The 21115-nt window shown below is 56.7% G+C and carries 16 protein-coding genes and 1 pseudogene; 10 read left to right on the top strand and 7 right to left on the bottom strand.

Annotated features, from left to right (window positions below; genetic code table 11):
• Positions 1–40: 40 nt before the first annotated feature.
• Positions 41–1123 (bottom strand): annotated as a pseudogene (locus tag SH410x_RS28825) (hypothetical protein); the annotation flags it as partial.
• Positions 1124–1443: 320 nt separating this feature from the next.
• Between SH410x_RS28825 and SH410x_RS28820 the strand changes: the two are divergent.
• The 6 genes from SH410x_RS28820 to SH410x_RS28795 all read left to right on the top strand — a co-directional run bounded on the left by SH410x_RS28820 (position 1444) and on the right by SH410x_RS28795 (position 5616).
• On the top strand, positions 1444–2007 hold the full coding sequence (locus SH410x_RS28820) for a hypothetical protein (protein WP_473670638.1): 564 nt from the start codon (positions 1444–1446) through the stop codon (positions 2005–2007).
• 248 nt (positions 2008–2255) lie between these two features.
• The gene (locus SH410x_RS28815) at positions 2256–3473 is read left to right on the top strand and encodes a DDE-type integrase/transposase/recombinase (protein ID WP_473670640.1); all 1218 of its coding nucleotides are present in this window, start codon (positions 2256–2258) and stop codon (positions 3471–3473) included.
• 60 nt (positions 3474–3533) lie between these two features.
• Positions 3534–4337, top strand: a complete 804-nt coding sequence (locus SH410x_RS28810) for an AAA family ATPase (RefSeq protein WP_473670642.1) — start codon at positions 3534–3536, stop codon at positions 4335–4337.
• A 46-nt stretch (positions 4338–4383) separates the two neighbouring features.
• The gene (locus SH410x_RS28805) at positions 4384–4704 is read left to right on the top strand and encodes a hypothetical protein (RefSeq protein ID WP_473670643.1); all 321 of its coding nucleotides are present in this window, start codon (positions 4384–4386) and stop codon (positions 4702–4704) included.
• A 374-nt stretch (positions 4705–5078) separates the two neighbouring features.
• Positions 5079–5249 (top strand): hypothetical protein, encoded by a 171-nt coding sequence (locus tag SH410x_RS28800; RefSeq protein WP_186775120.1) that lies wholly within the window; start codon positions 5079–5081, stop codon positions 5247–5249.
• Between the two features lie 46 nt (positions 5250–5295).
• Positions 5296–5616, top strand: a complete 321-nt coding sequence (locus SH410x_RS28795) for a hypothetical protein (protein WP_473670643.1) — start codon at positions 5296–5298, stop codon at positions 5614–5616.
• An 810-nt stretch (positions 5617–6426) separates the two neighbouring features.
• Here the strand turns inward: SH410x_RS28795 and SH410x_RS28790 are convergent.
• The 5 genes from SH410x_RS28790 to SH410x_RS28770 all read right to left on the bottom strand — a co-directional run bounded on the left by SH410x_RS28790 (position 6427) and on the right by SH410x_RS28770 (position 14600).
• On the bottom strand, positions 6427–6813 hold the full coding sequence (locus tag SH410x_RS28790; RefSeq protein WP_473673131.1) for an ankyrin repeat domain-containing protein: 387 nt from the start codon (positions 6811–6813) through the stop codon (positions 6427–6429).
• 190 nt (positions 6814–7003) lie between these two features.
• Positions 7004–11392, bottom strand: coding sequence for an RHS repeat-associated core domain-containing protein (locus SH410x_RS28785; protein ID WP_473673129.1), 4389 nt, complete (start codon positions 11390–11392; stop codon positions 7004–7006).
• Positions 11393–11707: 315 nt separating this feature from the next.
• Positions 11708–13045, bottom strand: a complete 1338-nt coding sequence (locus SH410x_RS28780) for an ATPase, T2SS/T4P/T4SS family (RefSeq protein ID WP_473673127.1) — start codon at positions 13043–13045, stop codon at positions 11708–11710.
• Positions 13046–14200: a type IV pilus twitching motility protein PilT gene (locus SH410x_RS28775; protein WP_473673124.1), complete on the bottom strand. Its 1155-nt coding sequence runs from the start codon at positions 14198–14200 to the stop codon at positions 13046–13048.
• Positions 14201–14288: 88 nt separating this feature from the next.
• A complete protein-coding gene (locus SH410x_RS28770; protein ID WP_473673122.1) occupies positions 14289–14600 on the bottom strand; it encodes an AtpZ/AtpI family protein in 312 nt (103 codons plus the stop codon).
• A 308-nt stretch (positions 14601–14908) separates the two neighbouring features.
• On the opposite strand from SH410x_RS28770, the gene SH410x_RS28765 reads away from it, so the two are divergent.
• Entirely contained in the window at positions 14909–16318 is a 1410-nt protein-coding gene (locus SH410x_RS28765; RefSeq protein ID WP_473673120.1) for a DUF4912 domain-containing protein, read from the top strand.
• A gap of 115 nt (positions 16319–16433) precedes the next feature.
• Positions 16434–17207 (top strand): ThuA domain-containing protein, encoded by a 774-nt coding sequence (locus SH410x_RS28760; protein ID WP_473673118.1) that lies wholly within the window; start codon positions 16434–16436, stop codon positions 17205–17207.
• Between the two features lie 165 nt (positions 17208–17372).
• Here SH410x_RS28760 and SH410x_RS28755 read toward each other — a convergent pair whose 3' ends face one another.
• Complete coding sequence (locus tag SH410x_RS28755; protein ID WP_473673116.1) at positions 17373–18065, bottom strand: dioxygenase family protein; 693 nt, start codon at positions 18063–18065, stop codon at positions 17373–17375.
• Positions 18066–18254: 189 nt separating this feature from the next.
• Between SH410x_RS28755 and SH410x_RS28750 the strand changes: the two genes are divergently transcribed.
• Together SH410x_RS28750 and SH410x_RS28745 are read left to right on the top strand one after the other, a co-directional pair.
• Entirely contained in the window at positions 18255–19610 is a 1356-nt protein-coding gene (locus SH410x_RS28750) for an ATP-binding protein (protein ID WP_473673114.1), read from the top strand.
• Complete coding sequence (locus SH410x_RS28745) at positions 19607–21013, top strand: sigma-54-dependent transcriptional regulator (RefSeq protein ID WP_473673112.1); 1407 nt, start codon at positions 19607–19609, stop codon at positions 21011–21013. The genes SH410x_RS28750 and SH410x_RS28745 overlap by 4 nt, the downstream gene beginning before the upstream one ends.
• The last annotated feature ends 102 nt before the right edge of the window (positions 21014–21115 follow it).

The following is a 21115-nucleotide window of genomic DNA, read 5'->3' as shown; positions in this document are numbered from 1 at the left end:
GGAGGCCGTCATAGACGTAGACTTCCGTTTGCGTCCCGCTGCCAGTGATGACCTTCTTCCAGATTTTGTGGTCGAAGGCGTCATAGCCGTATTGGACCGTCTTAGTGGTCACGGCGGAGCCGTTTTTCTCGACGACTTCGATCAGGTTATTGTGGTGATCCCAGATGTAGTCGGTGGTTTCGCCGGTGGCGATGTTGGTCTTTTTGATCCGATTGCCTTCGGCGTCGTACAGATAATTGTGCGTGCCGTCGGAGAGCAGTTGGTTGTCGTCGCCGGTTGAGGTGCCGCTGCCGGTGCGGTTCCCGTTGTCGTCGTAAGTATACGACTCGTCGGCTTGGGCGGCGTGGTCGGCGGCGGTGAGTTGACCGGTGAGGTCTTGGGTGTAGGTCGTTGTGCCGTCGGTCTGCGAATCGATTTGAGACAGCTGGCTGGCGGCATCGTACGAGTATTCGTAGCCGGCCAGCGTGGTGGCACCCTGCGTGAGGGTGAGATCGCTGAGCCGTCCGGTGTTGTCGTATTGATAACCCGTTGTGGCCACCGATTGAGTGCCCGCTAAATTCGCATAACGGCTGATCGTGTCGAATTGACCCACCGCATTGTAGACGAGGTCAATGCGTTTGCTAGCGACAGCATTACCACCGCTGACGCCGTGTTGCTCGATCCCGGTCATCCGGTTGAGCGAGTCGTAATCGAAATCGGTGACGAAGTCGTCGGTCGAGCCGATTGTGGCGGAGAGCTGGCTGCGGCGGTTGTTGGAATCATAAACACTGTTCGTGGTGACGCCCGGCATGGCGGTCAGCGTGAGGTAGTCGCGGATGGTTTGCGTGCGGCGATCGAGGTTGTCGTACGCGAAACTGTAGACCGCTTCGTCGCTGTTGACGCTGGTGAGATTCCCCATGGCATCATACCGGAAGTCTCGGGTTTCTTGCAAAACGCCGCCAGTATACCAACTTTCTTCATTCATCTGGTTGAGATGATCATAGCCGTACTGGATTTCGCGACCGTTGCGGTCAGTGCGTGTGGTCAGGTTGCTGTTGGCGTCGTATGCAAAGCTGCGTGAGTCGTTGAGTTCGTTGGTGTCGAGGATCACTCGATTCAACGCATCGTAAACCCACGTGGTCGTATTGCCCTCGGGATCGGTGAGCGAAGTTTGGTGTTACCGACCTCGCTCTGATCGCATTTTACGGTCTTTTCCTGCCGAATTGTTGTCGTAGTCACGGACTGTTCTTACACCGGTAATTCGGTAGGCAGCAGCCCGCCGCCCGCAGACCAGAGCCTTGCCCCCCGCGCCTCGCAACCCGCCCCCTTCAACTAAATCGTACCCCGCCTCTCCCCTCGCCCCCCGACTCACTTTTCAGGCAGTCGGTTCGCGATCATTCGAATCCCTGACTCGACCAACTATCCTGCTGGACTTTTCTACTTCAAGTTCAAAAGCCAGCGCCCGTGCGAGCCAGAATCTTCCGCTCTCAAGCAGAACGTGATGAGTTCCTGCTGGAGCTCAAGCTCACCCAGTGCCCCCACTGCAAGAAAGTCGGCGCGCTCAATCGCCATGGGTCCTTGCGCGGATACGACGAGAACAACTTCCGCCACAAATCTATCCGGGCACGAAGGGTCTTCTGTAGCAACCGAAATCAAGCCGCCGGATGTGGACGCACCTTCAGCGTGTGGATTGCTGACAAAGTCAAACGACTCTTTCTCAGTGCAGAGCAACTCTGGGCATTCCTCAACCAGGCCGCCGCGACCGGCAACAAACGCAAGGCATTCAAAAAGCTCAATAGCAGCATGAGCGATTCGGCACCCTATCGAATTTGGAAACGATTGCAAGATGCACAATCCGCGATTCGGACCGCACTGTCGACCATGTGCCTGCCGCCAAAAATCGATAGCTCACAGCCCAGCAACACGCCCGCTGAGAGCACACTCGCTCATCTGATCAAAGCCTTCGCTGGCCACACGCTCAATCCCATCGCCGCCTTCCAGCTCACACTGCAGACCTTCTTCATCTGACACGCTGCGGCCGCACCTCAGCAGGCCGATTCGGTCCGTGATCACACGGCAACCTGTCGATCCTGGCCAGCATCGTCTGCCTCGGATGGTCGATTTGCCATCGTAGCTCACGCTTGCGAAATTCTTTTTTCTGCTCGACAACACAACCCGACGATAGATCCACCGCCGACCGCACTTAGACTCGCCTGCGAATCGATTTCATGAATCGATTTCGTTCAATCAAAAGTCAAAAACCAGCGGAGCGGTCCATGAAACGACCATCGATCTACGTCAAAATGAAAGTCCTCGGAGCGATCGAAGTCGCCCCCGGAAAAACACGTCACGAGAGAATCCACAACGTCGCGGCGATGACGTTCCTGGACGACCAAGGAGACCCACACCAGTTCACCTGGCGGACCATCCAAACGTGGTACTACCGCTACAAAAACGACGGCATCACCGGCATGAATGCTTCACCGCGAGCCGACAAAGGCAAGCCACGCAAGGTCACGCCCGAAGAAGTTCTCGAAGCGATCAACACCGCGCTGCCGCACTTTGTATCTGCGAAAACGGGGCACAAGAGGACGCCCACCAAGTCAGCCGTCTATCGGTTCTGCATTGAAAAGGGACTCCTGCACGCTAGCCAGATCGCTCTGACCACGTTCTGCCGCTTCGTCCGTGAGTACGAATTACTCAAGGACGATCCAGGCGAAAATCGACGCCGACTCGCCTTCAGCATGCAGTACGCCAACCAACTTTGGCAGGCCGATACCATGTTCGGACCGCACATCGGTGGCCGGCAAGCCAAGCTGATTGGCCTGATCGATGACGCCAGTCGTGTGCTCTGTCATGGCGAATTCTTCTTCGAAGAGAACACCGATTCGATGATCAAGGCGCTTCGCTCGGCCTTCTACAAACGAGGCTTGCCCGAACAGCTATACGTTGACAACGGCTCGATCTACTGCAGCCAAGAGATCACGCTGATCTGCGCCCGCGTGGGCTGCATCCTTCGTCACACCGCCGTTCGAGACGCCGCCGCGAAAGGGAAAATCGAACGCTTCTTTCGTCGCGTGCGTGATCAATTTCTAATCCGCAAACTCGACCTCTCCTCGATCGACGCTCTCAACAAACAGTTCACTCACTGGGTCGAACACGACTACAACGCCACTGTACACACGACCCTCGGTATGAAGCCGATTGATCGCTTTGGTGTGGATCTTTCTCGGATCCGATTTCTCTCGCCATCGGAGGATACCGACGAGTTGTTCTACGCCGAGGCGACTCGCAGTGTCAAAAAGGACAACACGTTCAGCTTCCAAGGCGAGCGTTACGAAACTCCGATCGACTTGCGTGGCAAGAAGGTCACGCTGCGGCATGAGCGACATCACCAAGGTGTGGTCGTCGTCTACGAAAACGATCGACGCATCGGCAAGGCCCGGTTGCTCGATGCCGTCGCCAACGGCATGAAACGCCATAAAGACTCATAAATGCCCGGCAGCCAATCCACCGTGATCCAACTCCTTCTTTTTCCAAAAGTCCACCTCACCATGATCCGTTCTTACTTCGGCTTGTCCGAAAATCCCTTCGCGCTACGCGACATCCAACTACTACAACATCAGCAGGAAATCCATGACACGCTCCGAGTCCACAGCCAACAAGGCGGCCTATGTCTGGTCGTCGGCAGACCCGGCACCGGCAAATCCGTGATCAAAGAATCGCTCAAACGACTTCCCGAGAAAGAGTACTTGGTCGCCACGGTTGCACGCACACTGCACACCTATACCAATACAGTAAAAATCCTCTGTGAAGCGTTTCGGATTGAGTTTGAAAGCTCGGCGTTCAAGTGCGAACGCAAGCTGATCCAGCAAGCCTTCAGCCTCAATCGCAGTGGCAAGATGCTCGTCACGGTGATCGACGATGCCCATCTGATGGCGATGGATAACCTTCGCCGACTACGACTCCTCTTGGAAGATTTCCCGAAGAATCACAACCTGATTCTGGTCGGCCAGCCGGAGTTGCTCGCCGATCTGGACTTGGCGGTCAACCTGGATTTGAAAAGCCGGGTGACGTATTCGGTGATCACCAAGCGGTTGCACGACGATGTGATGCGCGCGTTTATCGAACGTGAACTCGATTCGATCGGTCTAGCGCACAGCACGTTCACTGCTGGAGCAACGGAGTTGATTATCCGCTCTGCCGATGGAGTGTTGCGCAAGTGCCGCAACCTGTGCTTAGCGTCGATGCTCGAAGCGGTCCGAGCCGCCGCTGGAACGACGATCGATATCGACTTGGTCAATCGCGTGTTGCTTCAACCGCACTGGCAAAACGAAGTCGACCTAACAGATTTTTAAGACCCAAAAATGCTCCCTCCCCTCCCTCTAACTCCAGGCTTCTGTTATGAAGATGACGAACGACTTACTCCGCGCGATCCGCAACGATCTACCGATGAAACTGACGATCGTTCGGCTCGGCCAGCACGGTCCGATAGCGAAACAAAGCGACGGCTACTTCCGTTTCCAATGCCCATCGTGCAAAGAACTTCGAGCGACCGTGAACCCGAAGAACAATCTCGCTCATTGTTTTAGCTGCGGCCAGAACTACAACAACATCGATCTGATGATGACGCAGGGCCACGACTTCTTGCCGGCGGTCGACATCCTGAGCAACTGGCTTGTGCAATACCAAAGCGACCTCGGCCAAAGAAAGTCTTCGGCCTAATCAGTCAATCGCATCGGCCCCCAGCCAAAGCTCTTTCAATCAGTGCGACCGCTTTGCCCAAGCGATCGCACTTTTTTAATGCGCTGAGCACACACGGCTCCGAGCACACACGGCTCCGAGCACAACAGGTTCGAGCACAACAGGTTCGAGCACAACAGGTTCGAGCCTCGACTCGGTCGCTCCTATCGCACAGCCCCGAAACACGCTCTCCAGAATTCTCAACAATTCGGCAAAAGGACCATTTCGGGCTTCAAATCCCTACAGTCACAATTCGGCAAAAAGTGCGACCGCAATTCGGTCGGTAACAGTTTATCGAACGTGAACTCGATTCGATCGGTCTAGCGCACAGCACGTTCACTGCTGGAGCAACGGAGTTGATTATCCGCTCTGCCGATGGAGTGTTGCGCAAGTGCCGCAACCTGTGCTTAGCGTCGATGCTCGAAGCGGTCCGAGCCGCCGCTGGAACGACGATCGATATCGACTTGGTCAATCGCGTGTTGCTTCAACCGCACTGGCAAAACGAAGTCGACCTAACAGATTTTTAAGACCCAAAAATGCTCCCTCCCCTCCCTCTAACTCCAGGCTTCTGTTATGAAGATGACGAACGACTTACTCCGCGCGATCCGCAACGATCTACCGATGAAACTGACGATCGTTCGGCTCGGCCAGCACGGTCCGATAGCGAAACAAAGCGACGGCTACTTCCGTTTCCAATGCCCATCGTGCAAAGAACTTCGAGCGACCGTGAACCCGAAGAACAATCTCGCTCATTGTTTTAGCTGCGGCCAGAACTACAACAACATCGATCTGATGATGACGCAGGGCCACGACTTCTTGCCGGCGGTCGACATCCTGAGCAACTGGCTTGTGCAATACCAAAGCGACCTCGGCCAAAGAAAGTCTTCGGCCTAATCAGTCAATCGCATCGGCCCCCAGCCAAAGTTCTTTCAATCAGTGCGACCGCTTTGCCCAAGCGATCGCACTTTTTTAATGCGCTGAGCACACACGGCTCCGAGCACAACAGGTTCGAGCACAACAGGTTCGAGCCTCGACTCGGTCGCTCCTATCGCACAGCCCCGAAACACGCTCTCCAGAATTCTCAACAATTCGGCAAAAGGACCATTTCGGGCTTCAAATCCCTACAGTCACAATTCGGCAAAAAGTGCGACCGCAATTCGGTCGGTAACACTTCACCACGAGGCGACCGCCGGCGGCATCGGCCAACGCGGCAACGGCTCCCAGGGATGCTGATAGGGACCGCGTCAACAGTTAAACGACAACTACGGGGCTCATCCCAGCAAGTTCACCGACTTCGGCGTTGGTTTTGCCTGCCAGGTGTGGGCGAACTTCGTCGAGGATCGCGGCTAAGGCGATGCCATAGTCTGCCGGGTCGACATAGTTTTTCAGAGGGCGGCGATCGCATTGCCCCAAAGATGCTCTCCAGAATTCTCAGCAATTCGGAAAAAGAGCCATTTCGCACCTCAAATCCCTACAGTCACAGTTCGGCAAAAAGTGCGACCGTAATTCGGTCGGTATCAGCTGACCCATTTGGACGCTCTCCGGCAAAACTACCATCATGAGCCCGAATCCACACAGTCGCAATTCAACAAAAACTACGACAGCAATTCGGTTGGCGACACGATGGTCAGCGGCATTAAGGACTACAGCTAAAATACGCGGCATTCAGCCACGACCCATGGGATGGATTTCGTACTCTCCACCTTAAATTTCTCGCGTCTGCTCCTTAAGCAGTGACAGCACCTCGTTCTGGCCGCAATCCGTCGCTCGAGATATCGCAGTGTCACCGTTGGCACCTTTCGCCGTTGGATCTGCTCCATATTTGAGCAAAACGCGGATAACAGATAGGTCTCCATAGGCAACAGCAAGCATCAGCGGGGTGTCGCCGCCAGCAGATAATCGAGAGTCGGGCAAGACCCCAAGACTAAACAGCCATGGTAGCATGCCAGGATTGTTTAACACTGAGGCGGCAACGATCCAGGCTGTCGACGACTCGCAAAGTTCCGGGTGCTTGCGAATCATCCTACGTAGTCGTTTTCGATCATTTCGAATAACGCAACTATGCGCTTTGTAATCTCGACCCGAACCCATTGTAATCCTTCGTATTTTGCGTGCATTTACCTAAACACTTAGCATTTGACTGACATGACTTGCGTTAAGCTAAATGGGCAATCGCATGTAAGGGAAGGTGAGCCGAAAACGCCTCACTTGGGGAGAGAAACCTAAGTTCCATACGGAAGGCAATCCCCTAGACGCAGGCCAAAAAAATGTACGGATTATCTCAAGCATATGGTTGCCCGCGAAAGTCGGGGATTGGACCAATAACTGGGAGACGCGGTGGCTCGTTCCACCAGTCGTTGATGGAGTCTAATCCACCTTTGATGCATTCTAATCCATCGTCAATCCATTCATCGAGAGGTATTACTGGTGGGAGGTGAATACTCCTGGGTTTTTGTCCATTCCGTTTCCCACCATCCGTTGTTCCTTCATTGTTCTTCTTTTTCGTACGAAGTCGTTCCGCGGCGGTCAATTCCTTTTTCTGCCGTCTAAGTTCGTCGTTCTGTTTTTGGATTACTTTGCGATCTTTTAGATTCCTCTCTTTCTTCAATTGCTCATTGTTGGCATTTATTTGTTTTTGTATTTTATCGACCTCTTCCCTGACCTTTTTGGCTTCCGCGTCTTCGCCCGGTTTCAAACCACTCGGATCGGTCAACGCAGTCGGCTGATTTGCCACATACCGATATAAGTTCGCATCCCCCGCAGCAAACCCAATAGGGTCATTGCTCAGCCAACGGCCCGTGGCTGGGTCGTACCAGCGGGCGCGGTTATACTGCATATCAATATCCTCGTCCCACTCGCGGCCGGTGAAGCCGAAGAGCGAGTCGATGGCGGCGTTGGTTTCGCTGGTGCGGTTGCCGAAACTGTCGTAGACGATGTGGTTGGCGATCGACGTGATACCGGTGACCGCGTCGTACTCAGCCACGTCGCGGACGCTGCCGAGGTGGTCGGTCAAAGCCCAGAATACGTCGCCGGGGCTGGACGTGCTGGTGACGTGCTCGTCGGCCAGGATCTGGTCGACTGCGGGTCCATGTAGGTAACGGTTGGTGACATTGCCACTGCCATCGAAGCGGAGGATCATCGCGTCGTCGGCACCCGATTGTTCCTGACGCAGACCATCATAGACGTAGACTTCCGTTTGTGTCCCGCTGCCAGTGATGACCTTCTTCCAGATCTTGTGATCGAAGGCGTCGTAGCCGTATTGGACGGTTTTGATGGTCACGGCCGACGCATTTTTCTCGACAACCTCGACTAGGTTATTGTGGTGATCCCAGGTGTAGTCGGTAATTTCGCCGGTGGCGATGCTAGTTTTTTTGATCCGGTTGCCTTCGGCGTCGTACTGGTAATTGTACGTGCCATCGGACATCAGTTGATTGTCATCGCCGGTCGATGTGCCGCTGCCAGTGCGGTTCCCGTTGTCGTCGTAAGTATACGACTCGTCGGTTTGGGAGGCGTGGTCGGCGGCGGTGAGTTGACCGGTGAGGTCTTGTGTGAAGGTCGTGGTGCCGTCGGTCACCGAATCGATTTGCGACAGTTGGCTGGCTGCATCGTACGAATAGCCGTAGCCGGCCAGCGTGGTGGAACCCTGGGAGTGGGTGAGATCGCTGAGCCGTCCGGTGTTGTCGTATAGATAGTCCGTCGTGGCGACCGACTGAGTGCCCGCTAAATTCGCGTAACGGCTGATCGTTTCGAACTGACCTGCGGCGTTGTAGGCGAGGTCAATGCGTTTGTTCGCGACAGCGTTGCCACCGCTGACACCGTGTTGCTCAATACCGGTCATGCGGCTGAGATCGTCATATATGAAGTCTGTGACAAAATCGTCCGTGGTCCCGATCGTGGTGGCCAGCTTCGTACGGCGATTGTTGGAGTCATAAACACTGTTCGTGGTGACGCTTGGCATTGCGGTCAGCGTGACGTAGTCGCGGATCGTTTGCGTGCGTCGATCAAGGTTGTCGTAAGCGAACGCGTACACCGCTTCGTCGCTGTTGACGCTAGTGAGGTTGCCCATGGCGTCATACCGAAAGTCGCGGGTCTCTTGCAGAACGCCGCCCACATACCAACTTTCCTCATTCATCTGGTTGAGATGATCGTACTCAAACTCGATCACGCGACCGTTGCGATCAGTATGCGCAGTCAGGTTGCCGTTGGCGTCATAGACAAAGCTGCGTGAGTCACTGAGCTCGTTGGTATCGAGGATTACTCGATTCAACGCATCGTAAACCCACGTGGTCGTATTGCCCTCGGGATCGGTGAGCGAAGTTTGGTTTCCGTTGTCGTCGTAGGTCAGTGTCGTCGTTTTGCCAGCGGCATCGGTGATGCCGGTCCGCCAGTTGAGCGAGTTGTAGGCGTAGGTGGTTTGGCGACTCAGCGCATCGGTTGTCTCCGTTAGGTTACCGGCCGCGTCGTACTGAAACTGGGTGAACGGTGAGGTTCCAGGGCCAGCACCGTCGGGATCGGGTAGGGTTCGCTGAGTGAGTTGACCGAGCAAGTTATAGGTAAAGCTGGTTGCCCGACCGAGCGGGTCGGTGGTGCTGGTTTGCTGTCCGGCGGTGTCGTAGACGTAGCTGGTGACGGGAGCTGCCAGCGGGCCCGCGGCATCGGGATCAGGCTGGGTTATCGACGTCACTCGATTTTGAGCATCGAGGCTATAGTGGGTTACGCCACCGAGTGGGTCGGTTTCCGATAGCAGGTTGCCTGCGATATCGTACTCGCGAGTGAGTACGGGAGCGGTCAGCGGACCGAGGCCATCCGGGTCGGGGAGCGTGATCGTGTCCAATCGACCGAGGGTGTCGTAAGAAAATCCGGTCAAGCGGCCGAGTGCGTCGGTTTGGCTAACCGGTTGCCCCGCCAAGTCGTAGGCGGTTTCAAACTGTGGGCTGGCCAGAGGTCCGGCTCCATCAGGATCCGGGTAGGTCGTGGTCGTCGGTCGTCCGGCTGCGTCGTACTGATAGCTGGTAACGTTTCCAAGCGGATCGGTTTCGCTTGCCAGCAATCCCCGAGCGTCGTAGTCATAACTCCAGACCGGTGACGCCAGTGGCCCAACCCCGTCAGGATCGGGCTCCGTGAGTGTCGTCACCCGACCGTCTTTGTCGTATCCAAACGCCGTCACGCCGCCGAGGGCATCGGTTTGCGTGGCGATTCGACCGGTGGCGTCATAGGTGAACGTCGTGGTCGTCAGGTTGCTGTCTCCGTCTTGATCAGGACGTGTCACCGTGATGAGATTCCCGCGCCCGTCGTAGGTGTATTCGGTATCCCGACTCAGCGGGTCTGTTTGCCGAATCAGATTGTCGGTGGGGTCATAGTCGAACGTGATGACTGGCGAGGTCAGCGGTCCCGCGCCATCAGGATCTGGGAACGTCGTTTGAATTTTTCGATCAAGATTGTCGAAGGTGTACGTGATCGTGCGTCCCAGCGGGTCAGTCTGCGACGTCACGTTGCCAGCGGCGTCGTGAGTGAAGGTCGTCGTGGCAGCGACTGCCGTTCCAGCGGCAATGGTAATCGCGGTGATCTCGCCAAAGTCGACTGCACTGGGGTTGGTTTGGTAGGTGTACTGTGTGGTGTGACCGAGCGGATCGGTTTGGCTCAGCGGCAGCCCGCCGGGCAGGACGCCGCCGATCGCGGTGTAGGTGAAGCTGGTGACGGAGTCGTCAGATTCACTCGATGTGCGATCGTCGACACCGACGACATGGCGAATTTCTAAAATATCGCCGGTGAGCGAATCGAGCGTGTAGAGCGTCTGGCGACCGAGCGGGTCGGTCTGGCTGGTGAGTTGATTCCAGAGAGCGTCGTACGTGCGAGTTTCGATGCCGCCATCGGGGTAAGTGATTTGAGTGGCGTTGCCTGCAGTATCGTATTCGAATGAAGTTACTGGGGCGGGTAGGGGTCCGGCGCCATCGGGATCTGGGCCGGTGGCCTGCATGATCTGACCGCGTTCATTGCGTTCGAAGCTGGACTGATTTCCCTCGGCGTCAGTCTTGTCGGTGGCGTAGCCATAGCGATCCAGCTCAGTGGTGGTTTCGTTGCCCAATTGGTCTGTGACCACGGCGACGGGTTGAGCCAGCAGGTAAGATACGTCCGCCTTGTGCGCCGAGTCATAGCCGGTCAAGGACACGTCGACGAATCCCTGCACACGGCGTGCGACGATTGACAGGGTTTGACCATCCTGCGTGATGCTCGACACGCGGCCAGCCGCATTGTGGGTGTAGTCGATCTCACGTCCGGCAGCATCAGTTTGCTTGGTAACTCGCCCAGCCGAATCGTGCTCGAAGGTGGTGACTGGGGCGGCTAACGGACCAGCTCCATCGGAATCCGGACGAGTAATCGACGTGAGGTAGTGGTTCGTGTCGTACGCGTAGGTGGTGACGCGGCCCGCATGATCAGTGACGCTGTTGAGCAGGCCGCTTGTGTATTGGTAATCAGTCTCACGCCCGAAGGGATCGGTCTTTTTTGACAGTTCGTCGACGACACTGTCGCTATCGGCGTCAGTATATAGGAACGTCGTATCGTTGCCATAACGATCCACATTCGCAGTAAGCAAGCCATCGGCATCGAATTCGTCACGATCTCCCCAGCGGCGGTGCAGCGTGTAGGACCCATCCAGATTCTGTTCCAACTCTGAAAAGCTGCTGGAGGCGAGTCGAAGCCGGCGGGCGTTGTCCGGAACCAAGCGGCGGTGCCATCGCCACGCAGTAGTGAAACGCCATCGGGATAGGCAATGAGCCGATCGAGATCATCGAGCCACATGCGGTTGCCGAATTCGCTGTTGATGCGATTGAAGACTTCGCGGTGTCCTTCGTAGGTTTCCGTCGAGTTCTGCTTATGAATCCGCATAGCTCACACTATTTATAAAAACCGCAAACCGCGGGTGCCGTCTGAATTGGACGTTGGCGGCAAATTCCCTAAAAAGGCAAGATTGTTGTCGCTACGTCTATTTACCTGAAAACACTCGTTTGAGTTCATCGAGGCTGGTCAGACCACGGGCGACGGCCATCACGGCTTCGGATTGTATCCCGCGATGCCCTTCGGATTTCGCGATTGCCGCGAGTTGGCCAGCATCATTGGTCTTGGCAAGTGCCTCATGCAACTTGGGACCTGGGCGGAGCATTTCAAACACACCGACGCGTCCGTAGTATCCTCGTCCGCCACAGACATGACAGGGGATGATCGGGTCGGGACGACCGTTCTCATCGACTTGCTGTTCGATCGGTGGCGCCTTAAAGGGTTGGTACAAAACGGACACGCGGCCCGCCGGGATACCGAGTTGCGAAAGCAGTTTCGGCGGCGGTTCGAAGGCGACCTTGCAGGTGTCACATAGCCGGCGTACCAGTCGCTGGTGCAGGATGCAGCCAATGTTTTCGGCGATCATCGACCGACAGTCAGGATAGCGTCCGATGAGCGTAAGCAGGGCACCCATCGCGCTGTCGGCGGCGGTGCGGTAGATCAGTTGCCGATCTTCCTCCTGGACCTTCTCCAAGACCGTCTCGAGCGATTCGGGATCGGGCGGGAAGGGGAACATCAGCACATCAGGCTCGCGCAATACCATCCGTTGCACGACTTCGAATTCGGTTTTGCCGGTGTCGCCACCGAAAAAATTCGGCGTGACATTAATGATTTCGGGTTCTGGCGAATCTTCTGGTTCGAAGGATTGAAAGTCCCGGATGAAACGATCGGCCGAGCTGATCGCGACGGACCACACGGTGCTGACGCCTTCACCTTTCTTGGCGGTGATCATCACGATGTTGCCGTTTGAATTGAGCTGTTCCTTGAACTGCTCAATCATGGTATCTCGCATGCCGAGATCGGCGAGTTTTTCAAAGGGGACTTTTTCAGCGGTGATCCGGCAGATCACTCGTTCGCCGGTCGGCACGCCTTGGGACTGGACCGTGAAGGCATATTTTTCCTTGCCCACTTTCAGACCCACCTCACCTTTCTGCGCCCCACGCCGGTCGGCGGGGTTCATCAGGCAGAGTTGTTTGATGGCGTACAGCATCGCGTCGCCGGTTTCTCGATCAAGCGGCGGCAATTGCTCCCAAGTCCCATCGACTTGGTACCGCATGGCGCATGCGTTCTTCGAGAAATCCATGAGGATGTGGGTCGCTCGGGAGACGATGGCGTGCGCCAGCTGACCGCCGGCGACCATGTATCCGGCGCCCTGCCGAGTCGTGACCAGCAGAGCTTGAGCATCGTTCCTCTCCTTGATTTTGGGAACGAATTCCACGGGAGCCACGGTTTGCCATAACTGAAGTTCGTCGGGTTCTTGTGCCACTTAAATAATCCCTGGTGCTTTCACGTCGATGCCCTTGAGTGACATCTTCAATGCGTCTTTGTTCGGAGCAACCGCGAACGCGGTCGGTCGATCGATGAGGTCGTCATCGATCATTTGTTTCAAACTCATGGTGAAATCCTGCATGCCGTCTTCGGCACCGATGCGAATCGCATCGGGCAGTTTGTTATCGTGCCCTTCGAGCACGAGTTTACGGATCATGGGCGTGAATGTCATTACCTCGCACGTCGGCACGCGGGACACGCCTGGTTTGATGCTGCGGAGTAGTTTCTGCGCGACGATGCCCTTCATGTTAAAGGCGATCGCGCTGCGAATGGCCCGGTGCATGTCTTGGGGGAACAAATCGAGAATCCGCCCGATGCAGGTCGAGGCGCTGGCGGCGTGAATGGTTCCGAACACCAAGTGACCCGTTTCAGCGGCATGGATGGCGGTCATGAACGTCTCCTCATCGCGAAGCTCGCCGACGAGGATGATGTCGGGGTCTTCCCGCACGGCGTGTTTCATGCCGACGCTAAAGTCGACCACATCCTGGCCAATCTCACGCTGATTGATCAGCGCCTTATCTTCCGTAAAGATAAATTCGATCGGGTCTTCGAGCGTCAGAATGTGTTTGCGATAGATGCTGTTGATGTAGTTGAGCATCGAACCAATCGTCGTACTTTTACCCGAACCCGTCACGCCCGCGAGCAATACCATGCCTTGCTCATAGTGACATAAATTCTCAATCGAGTCGGGCAGGAACAAACCGCGGAAATCGGGAATGAAGTTGCTGATCCGCCGCGCCACCAAGCCGATATTGCCGAGCGATTTGAGCATGTTGACTCGGAACCGCCAGCGTGTGCCGTCGACTTCGCATTGGTACGAAAAGTCAGCCCCGCCCTCCTCTTCAAAGATGATGAGGTTGCGCTCGTCCATCATCGGCAGCAGCAGACGGACCATCTCCTCGGCTTCGATCGGGCCGCGATTGAGCGGTTTGAGTTCCCCGCCGACGCGTACCATGGGCGGTTGGCCGACCTTCATGTGCAAGTCAGACCCTTCGAGTTTGACCAAGGCACGAAAAATTTTGTCGACCTCGAGTTCTCTCTTCTCCTGGAGCAGGGAACTTTTGAGCCGGGAGGCGACCGCTTCAGCGGACATATCGCGACCCGAAGCAGGAGCTGCTTTAGAAGGTTTACCGTGAGACATGTGCGATTCAGAACCGAGAGGAGAGAAGAACGAATGGAGCTCAGCTTATCTTACTTGCCATGACGATCAGCCGATAGAAACCGAGGGAGAACCCCAGCAATACTCCCGCGATCGCGAAATACGGTGTGGCGTGGGCCAGCCAATGATCGACCGCGTATCCCGCGCCGCCGAGAAGCAGCGAATAGGTAGCGAGTTCGAAACCAGACGACGCCAGTCTCAGCAGCGATTGTCGCTCGCTTACTGACTGCGAGGAAGTAAGATGATGGTCAGCATGCCCTGCCGTGGCCCGCGCGGGCTCGGTGGACGTGTCGGCTGAATCATCGTCAGGGGTGCGAGGGGGGGGCGAGTCCATCGTTCAGACCATATTATCGATGTGGGGAGACGGCAACGTGTCAATGTTAACCCGACCTGGACGGAAACTCGGTTGCAGAGCGTCTTTCGCCGCATCTTTTTTGACTGATTTGGACAATTTAACGAGCCAGCCCTAGAACCCAGGGTGGTCCCTTGCCATAATACTTGGGCAGCAAATTCTCCCGTTACGACATGTTTCTGGGGGCGATCCCGGTTTTTGACCGAATGCCCGGACAATGGGCTGCTCTGCACACCTTTTTTGCACGTTCCCTGGGTTCGGTCTCAGGTCGCATTGACGAGGAATTCATCATGATCACGAACGCCGACCTGAGCTCCCAAACACGCCGTGAACTGGCCGAGATGGCTAAAAATTACGGGGTGGCGGGGTGGCACTCGATGCGGAAAGACGATTTGGTCAGCGAGATCAAAAAGGTGCAACGGCGTCTCCGACGACAAGCTGCTGCTGAAAAAACAAGCGAAGCGTCAGCGTCGACGACCTCGCGGCGGACGGCCAGCCCAGTCAATGCTAAGCGAAAATCGAGCAGTCCCACCGCCAAACGGTCCAGTACGGTCAGCTCGAAAGCCATCTCCGCTAAAAAACCATCGGGGAGCAAGGCCGCGTCACTGACGGCGAGCAAGTCGTCGGCCGCCCCATCATCCTCGCGAGCGACCGCGTCGCCTGCGCGAAAATCAATGAACGCCAAGTCCCCGAGCACGACGTCGCGTAGCAAACCACGCAAACCCACATCGCGCAACGATGCCCCCCTGCCGGAGTTGGACGAACCCAAAGTCTCGGCGAAAACGCTGCGGATTCGCGCCGAAATGCGTCGCCGACGCGAGTTGATGCAAAAACACAAAGATCTCTCCACCAATACCCTCGTCGGTGGGTCTGCGGTGACAGGCGGTTCCGAGCGACACCGCACCACGGCACCCCATCGTGATCGCGTCGCGCTGCTCGTGCGAGATTCGTACTGGCTGCAGGCGAGTTGGGAAGTCACCCGGGCGAGCGTTCAACGCGCCCAATCGGCGCTTGCCGAACAGTGGCACTCGGCCACACCGACATTGCGTTTGCTCGCCGTGGGGGACGTCTCCAGCAATCGCGCCGAAACGGTCTCGCGGGATATCGCGGTCCATGGCGGGGTTAGTACCTGGTACGTCGACGTCCAGGACCCACCATCTCGCTACCGGGTGGCACTCGGATATCTCGCGGGGAACGGTGAATTTCACTGTCTCTGCCGCAGTAATATCGTCGAAACGCCCGTTCCCGGAGATTGCGAGCGACTCGATGAGCACTGGCAGGACATCGCCGAAGACTACGAGCGGATCTACGCACTCAGCGGAGGACTCCAATCGGGCGGCGGTGACTTGCGGGAAGCTTTCGAAGATCGTTTGCAACGGCGAATGCCTCATGCGGTCGAATCGGGCAGCATGACCGGAGACCCCTCGCTCCTGCGTCAATCGAAACTGCAATTGGATGTGCAAGCCGAACTGATCGTGTTTGGGAAAACCGATCCCACCGCCTCCGTGAGTGTCTCGGGGCACCCTGTCAAACTGCAGAAAGACGGTGCCTTCACCGTCCGCTTAGATTTCCCCGACAAACGGCAAGTTCTGCCCATCACCGCGGAAACCCGTGACGGGCTCCGCCAACGCACCACGGTTTTCGCCGTCGAACGCAATACGAAGGTCATGGATACCGTCGAACTCGCCGAAAACAACTAAATCCAATTTGACTTATTTGTAGCCCTGCTCGCCCGAGCGGGGACGGGTTGGCAGTGTCTGGGGCCGTTCCATCCACCGTCCGGCAACACTCTCAAGATCCAACGAAACACCGCATATGTCCTTGATCTCAAAATCGTTCACAGCCTTTACGCTGGTAGCCGCTCTGGCTTTTGTCTCGGTCTCCGGTCATTTGCAGGCCGACGAACCGTCCGATAGCAAGCCGCTGAACGTTCTCTTGATCACCAGCGGTTGCTGCCACGACTACGACTTTCAGGCCAAAGCGTTGCAGTTGGCTGCCGAAAAGGCGGGCGTGAAAGCTGCCTGGACGGTTGTCGCCAAAGGCGGCACGGGGACTCAGGCCGAGATCGACCTCTACGAGTCGCCGGATTGGGCCGATGATTTTGACCTCGTCGTCCATAATGAGTGTTTCGCGGGCACAAAAGACTCCGAGTACATCCGCCGCATCACCTCGGCACACCAGGCCGGGGTTCCCGCCGTCGTCATTCACTGCGCCATGCACAGCTACCGCGATGCTGAAATCGATGACTGGCGAGAGTTTTTGGGCGTGACGAGCCGCCGACACGAACACCAAGCCCGCTATGGTGTCGAAGTCCAAGCCACTGATCATCCGGTCATGCGTGAGTTCCCCGAACCTTTCACCATGCCGATGGACGAACTCTATGTGATCGAGAAGGTGTGGCCAAACACCACCGTGCTGGCGACGTCAAAGAGCCAAGTGGATGGAAAGTCGTACCCCGTGATTTGGACGAACCAATATGGCAAGGCGCGAGTCTTCGGGACCACCTACGGCCATTCCAAAGACACATTCCAGAACGATGAATACCTCGCATTGCTCGTCCGCGGGATGCAATGGGCAGCCGGGCAGTAAGCACCGGCGTGCACGTCATCGACAAAACCTCGTTGAACATCGCGCGATCATCGTTCACCATCACGCGATCATCGGGCCGCGGACGCAGCGGTTTGCCTAGCCCAGACCGCAGGGCTGGGAAAATCAAAATGGATATCGGTCGCGAGGGACCACGGTCCCAGCGGACTAACCCTGTTGTTTGATTTCGCGATCATCCGGTGTGCGGCCGAGAACGATATCAAAGTTCGCACTCCACTCGCCGATTTTTGAATCGGGCACACGCTTGAAGTCGGCCATGATCGACTCCTGATGAGCCTTGTCGCCTGCAGCACGGAAGACACCGTCGCGCGAGTTGTTTTCGTAGCCCCGCATCATGCACTGGGTGGTCAGCAATTCGTTGCCATGCTGGGAGACCTTAATGTGAATGTGCGGTGCCGGCCGGCCGGGATACGGAACGGGTTTGATCGTGCGAAAGCGATAGCCACCATCGGCGGCCGTTTCAAACTTGCCGTAGCCTTGAAAGTTTTGGTCCTGCTGTTGTTTTTTGCGATTGCTATCTCGCGAGTGCAAATAGACTGCGTTGGCATCACACTGCCAGATCTCGATCGATGCGTTCCGCACGGGTGATCCGGCTTTGGTCAGGATCCGTCCGGTCAGATGGGTGATCTCGCCCACGGCGGGTGTCGTGCTGTCATTGATCAGAATCAAATCATTATCCTGGTCGAGTGGTAGGTGATCAGGATAGAACGGGCCTTCGGTCAGGCGGGGTGTCACCATCAGCTCTTCGGCAAAGAGCCCGCGAGTCGTGAAAAGAGCAGTCCCGCCGGCTAGCAACATGGATCGCCGCGAAAAGTGAGGAAAGAGCGTGGGTCGAGACATCTGTGTGGGATTCCATGCAGGAGTGGTGATACGCCAGGGCGTATGCTTGAACGAGCGACGTGCTTCATGATAGGCATTCGGGACGATCGGTGGCAAACGAAATCGTGTGATTCTTCGCGGCGCGTGATGGCGGTCCTTTCATCGTTGTTGGCGGATTTTCCAGCGATGGGTTTGAGCTAGAATGCGGGTGTGAAAAATCATCCGACGTTCCGATCCCTTCGCTTTCGCTTGCTCGCGCCGATGATCGCTGCCGCACTGCTCGCTGCGGCGTTGGTGGCCATTGCTTCGTATGGTTTGGGCGCACGCTGGGCCACGGACGAACTGCAATCTCGCTTTGATGCGATTGAAGAATCGCTGTCGGGCTCCAGCTTTCCACTCAACTCGCGGGTGCTCGATTCGCTGGCCGAGTTAACCCAAACCGAACTCGTCAGTGTCAACGCGGCAGGCGTGGTCATCCACAGCACAACGGCCCTGAGCGACGCAGCCGAGACGCGGTTTCGATCGAGCATCGATGGACGAACGTTCCGCGCCCTGTCGTTTCCCATCAAGAATGAGACTTCGCGTCAGGATCGAGTGGCCAGCGTCAGTGTGTTATTTGACACAAGCCAGATCGAGGCGAGTCGCCGTCGCGCAGCGATCCTACCGCTCGTGACAGGGCTGTCGACCATTTTGGCGCTGACCAGCATCATGCTGCTTCTGTCATCTCGGTTGATCAGCCGCGTGGGCAAACTGCAGCAAAGAGTGGAGCTGGTCGCTGGCGGCGATTTTCAATCCACGGTCTCTGATGACATCGACGATGAGATCGGTAGGCTCGGCGGTGCCGTGGATTCGATGGCCTCGCAGTTGAACCAACTATGGAGTCAGATTAATCGCCAACAAAGTGAAAAATTACTGCATCAAATCGCTGGCGGGATGGCCCATCAACTTCGCAACAGCTTGACGGGTGCGCGGATGGCGGTGGAAATGCATGCCCAGCAGTGCGAGGCGGCTGACGACGAGGGCATCGCTGTTGCCATTGCCCAAATGGAAGTGGCTGAGGACTACGTTCGACGATTACTATTGGTCGCCTCGGGCCGCCAGGATGAGGATCGCGCCGCCGAGGTACAGTCCTGCTTCGAGGATGTCCGCAGCAGCCTGTCGCCGATTGCGAGGCACTTGCACGTTACTATGCATTGGACGGTCAACGGATTGTCCGCAGTCGACGATCCTACCGGCGGTGTGGTTGGTCACGTTCAGGACGGCCCCACTTGGATCGCAGCGGCCAGCAATCTTATCCACAACGCGATCCAGGCCGGCAACGACGTGCGTGTTGAGCTCAACGCGGTTCGGGCTGATTGTGTCCGTTTGAGTGTTTCGGACAATGGGCCAGGCGTGCCGGAGAAAATCGCGGCGGACCTGTTCGAACCGTTCGTCACGTCCAAACCCGAAGGCATGGGTCTGGGGCTGTCGGTGGTTCGGCGGGCCGCCGAGCGACTCGGCGGTGAAGTGCGCTGGGCGCGTGAGAATGATCGAACCTACTTTGAATTGGATGCTAAACTCGTATGACAACACAACAAACGGTGCTCGTCGTCGATGACGAACCGACGATCTGTTGGGCACTCGAGAAAATGCTCGTGGGGGAAGGCCACTGCGTCGTCACAGCATCCAGCGCCGAAGAGGGACTGCAACGGGCACGAGAACACCAGGTTGCGATGGTAATCCTGGACGTTCGCTTACCCAAAGTCGACGGTATCACGGCGCTACCGAAATTTCTCGCAGCGACCGACAATGCTCCTGTTGTCATCATTACCGCCTTTGGCGATTTAGAAACTGCGGTGGCAGCGGTCAAGAACGGTGCCACCGACTATCTGACCAAACCGTTCAAGCTTGAAGATGCGCTGCGCACGTGCCGGACGGCGTTGCAAAAATCGGCCCAGCGTTTGGCGCCGACCGCGACCCAGCCGATGTCGTTGGATCGGTCCGTGTTGGTGGGGACATCGCCTGCGATGCAGCAGGTTTTCCGGCAGATTGCCCTGGTCGCTGACAGTGACCTGTCCGTCTTGATCACCGGTGAAACGGGGACGGGCAAGGAACTCGTCGCCGCCGCGATCGCCCGACATAGCAATCGGGCGGGCGCCGCCTACATTCCGATTGCTCCGGTAGCCCTCAATCCCGAGTTGATCGAAAGTGAATTATTCGGTCACGTCAAAGGGGCGTTCACCGGCGCCAGCGAAGATCGCGCGGGGTTGTTTGAACGCGCTGAAGGCGGCACGGTACTGTTGGATGAAATTGGCGATTTAGCGCTGGGCACGCAAGCCAAATTGTTGAGAGTTTTAGAGCAGGGGCAATACAGTCGCGTCGGCGATGTCAAACCGCGGACGGCCGATGTCCGAATTCTGGCGGCCACGAATAGTGATTTACATGATGCGGTGGCATCGGGGAGTTTTCGCGAGGACTTGTTTCATCGGCTGACGGGAGTACAGATTCATCTGCCACCGCTGCGCGAACGACTCGATGACATCGCTCCGCTCTGCCAGCATTTTCTCGCGGCCATGGAATATGCTGACGCGGCAATCGACGAGCCCCTTTTGGCGGAACTGCAAAAGCGACCCTGGCATGGCAATGTTCGCGAATTGAAAAACACGGTCAGTCATGCGGCGGTTGTGGCTCGTGGCCGCAGACTCAATATCAGCGACTTTCCCGATCCCAAACCAGGCCGCGACACCGAACCCGCGTCGTCAGATCGCTCACTCGAGCGCATTGTCGAAACATGGACGACAGCCACACTCGCAGCACATCCCGACACCGAAACCCTACACGCTGATTTTTTGATGGCCGTCGAGCCCGCGCTACTGCGCGTCGTTCTCCAGCACACCGGCGGCAACCGCGCCAAAGCCGCCGAGATGCTCGGCATCCACCGCGGCACTCTGCGCGATCGTTTGCGTGTCTATCGCATCGATGAGGTGTGAGCCCTCGTGCGACGATTCGAAACCGACAGCGACTTTCCAAAGTGAGTGTTGTTAGGATACCAGGAACAATAAGTGACGGGTTTACCGTAGTGGATCTTGTTA

Source organism: Rhodopirellula sp. SH410 (genome assembly GCF_055811895.1).
Note: the sequence above shows the minus strand (reverse complement) of the source record. Positions and strands in the feature narration are given on the sequence as shown.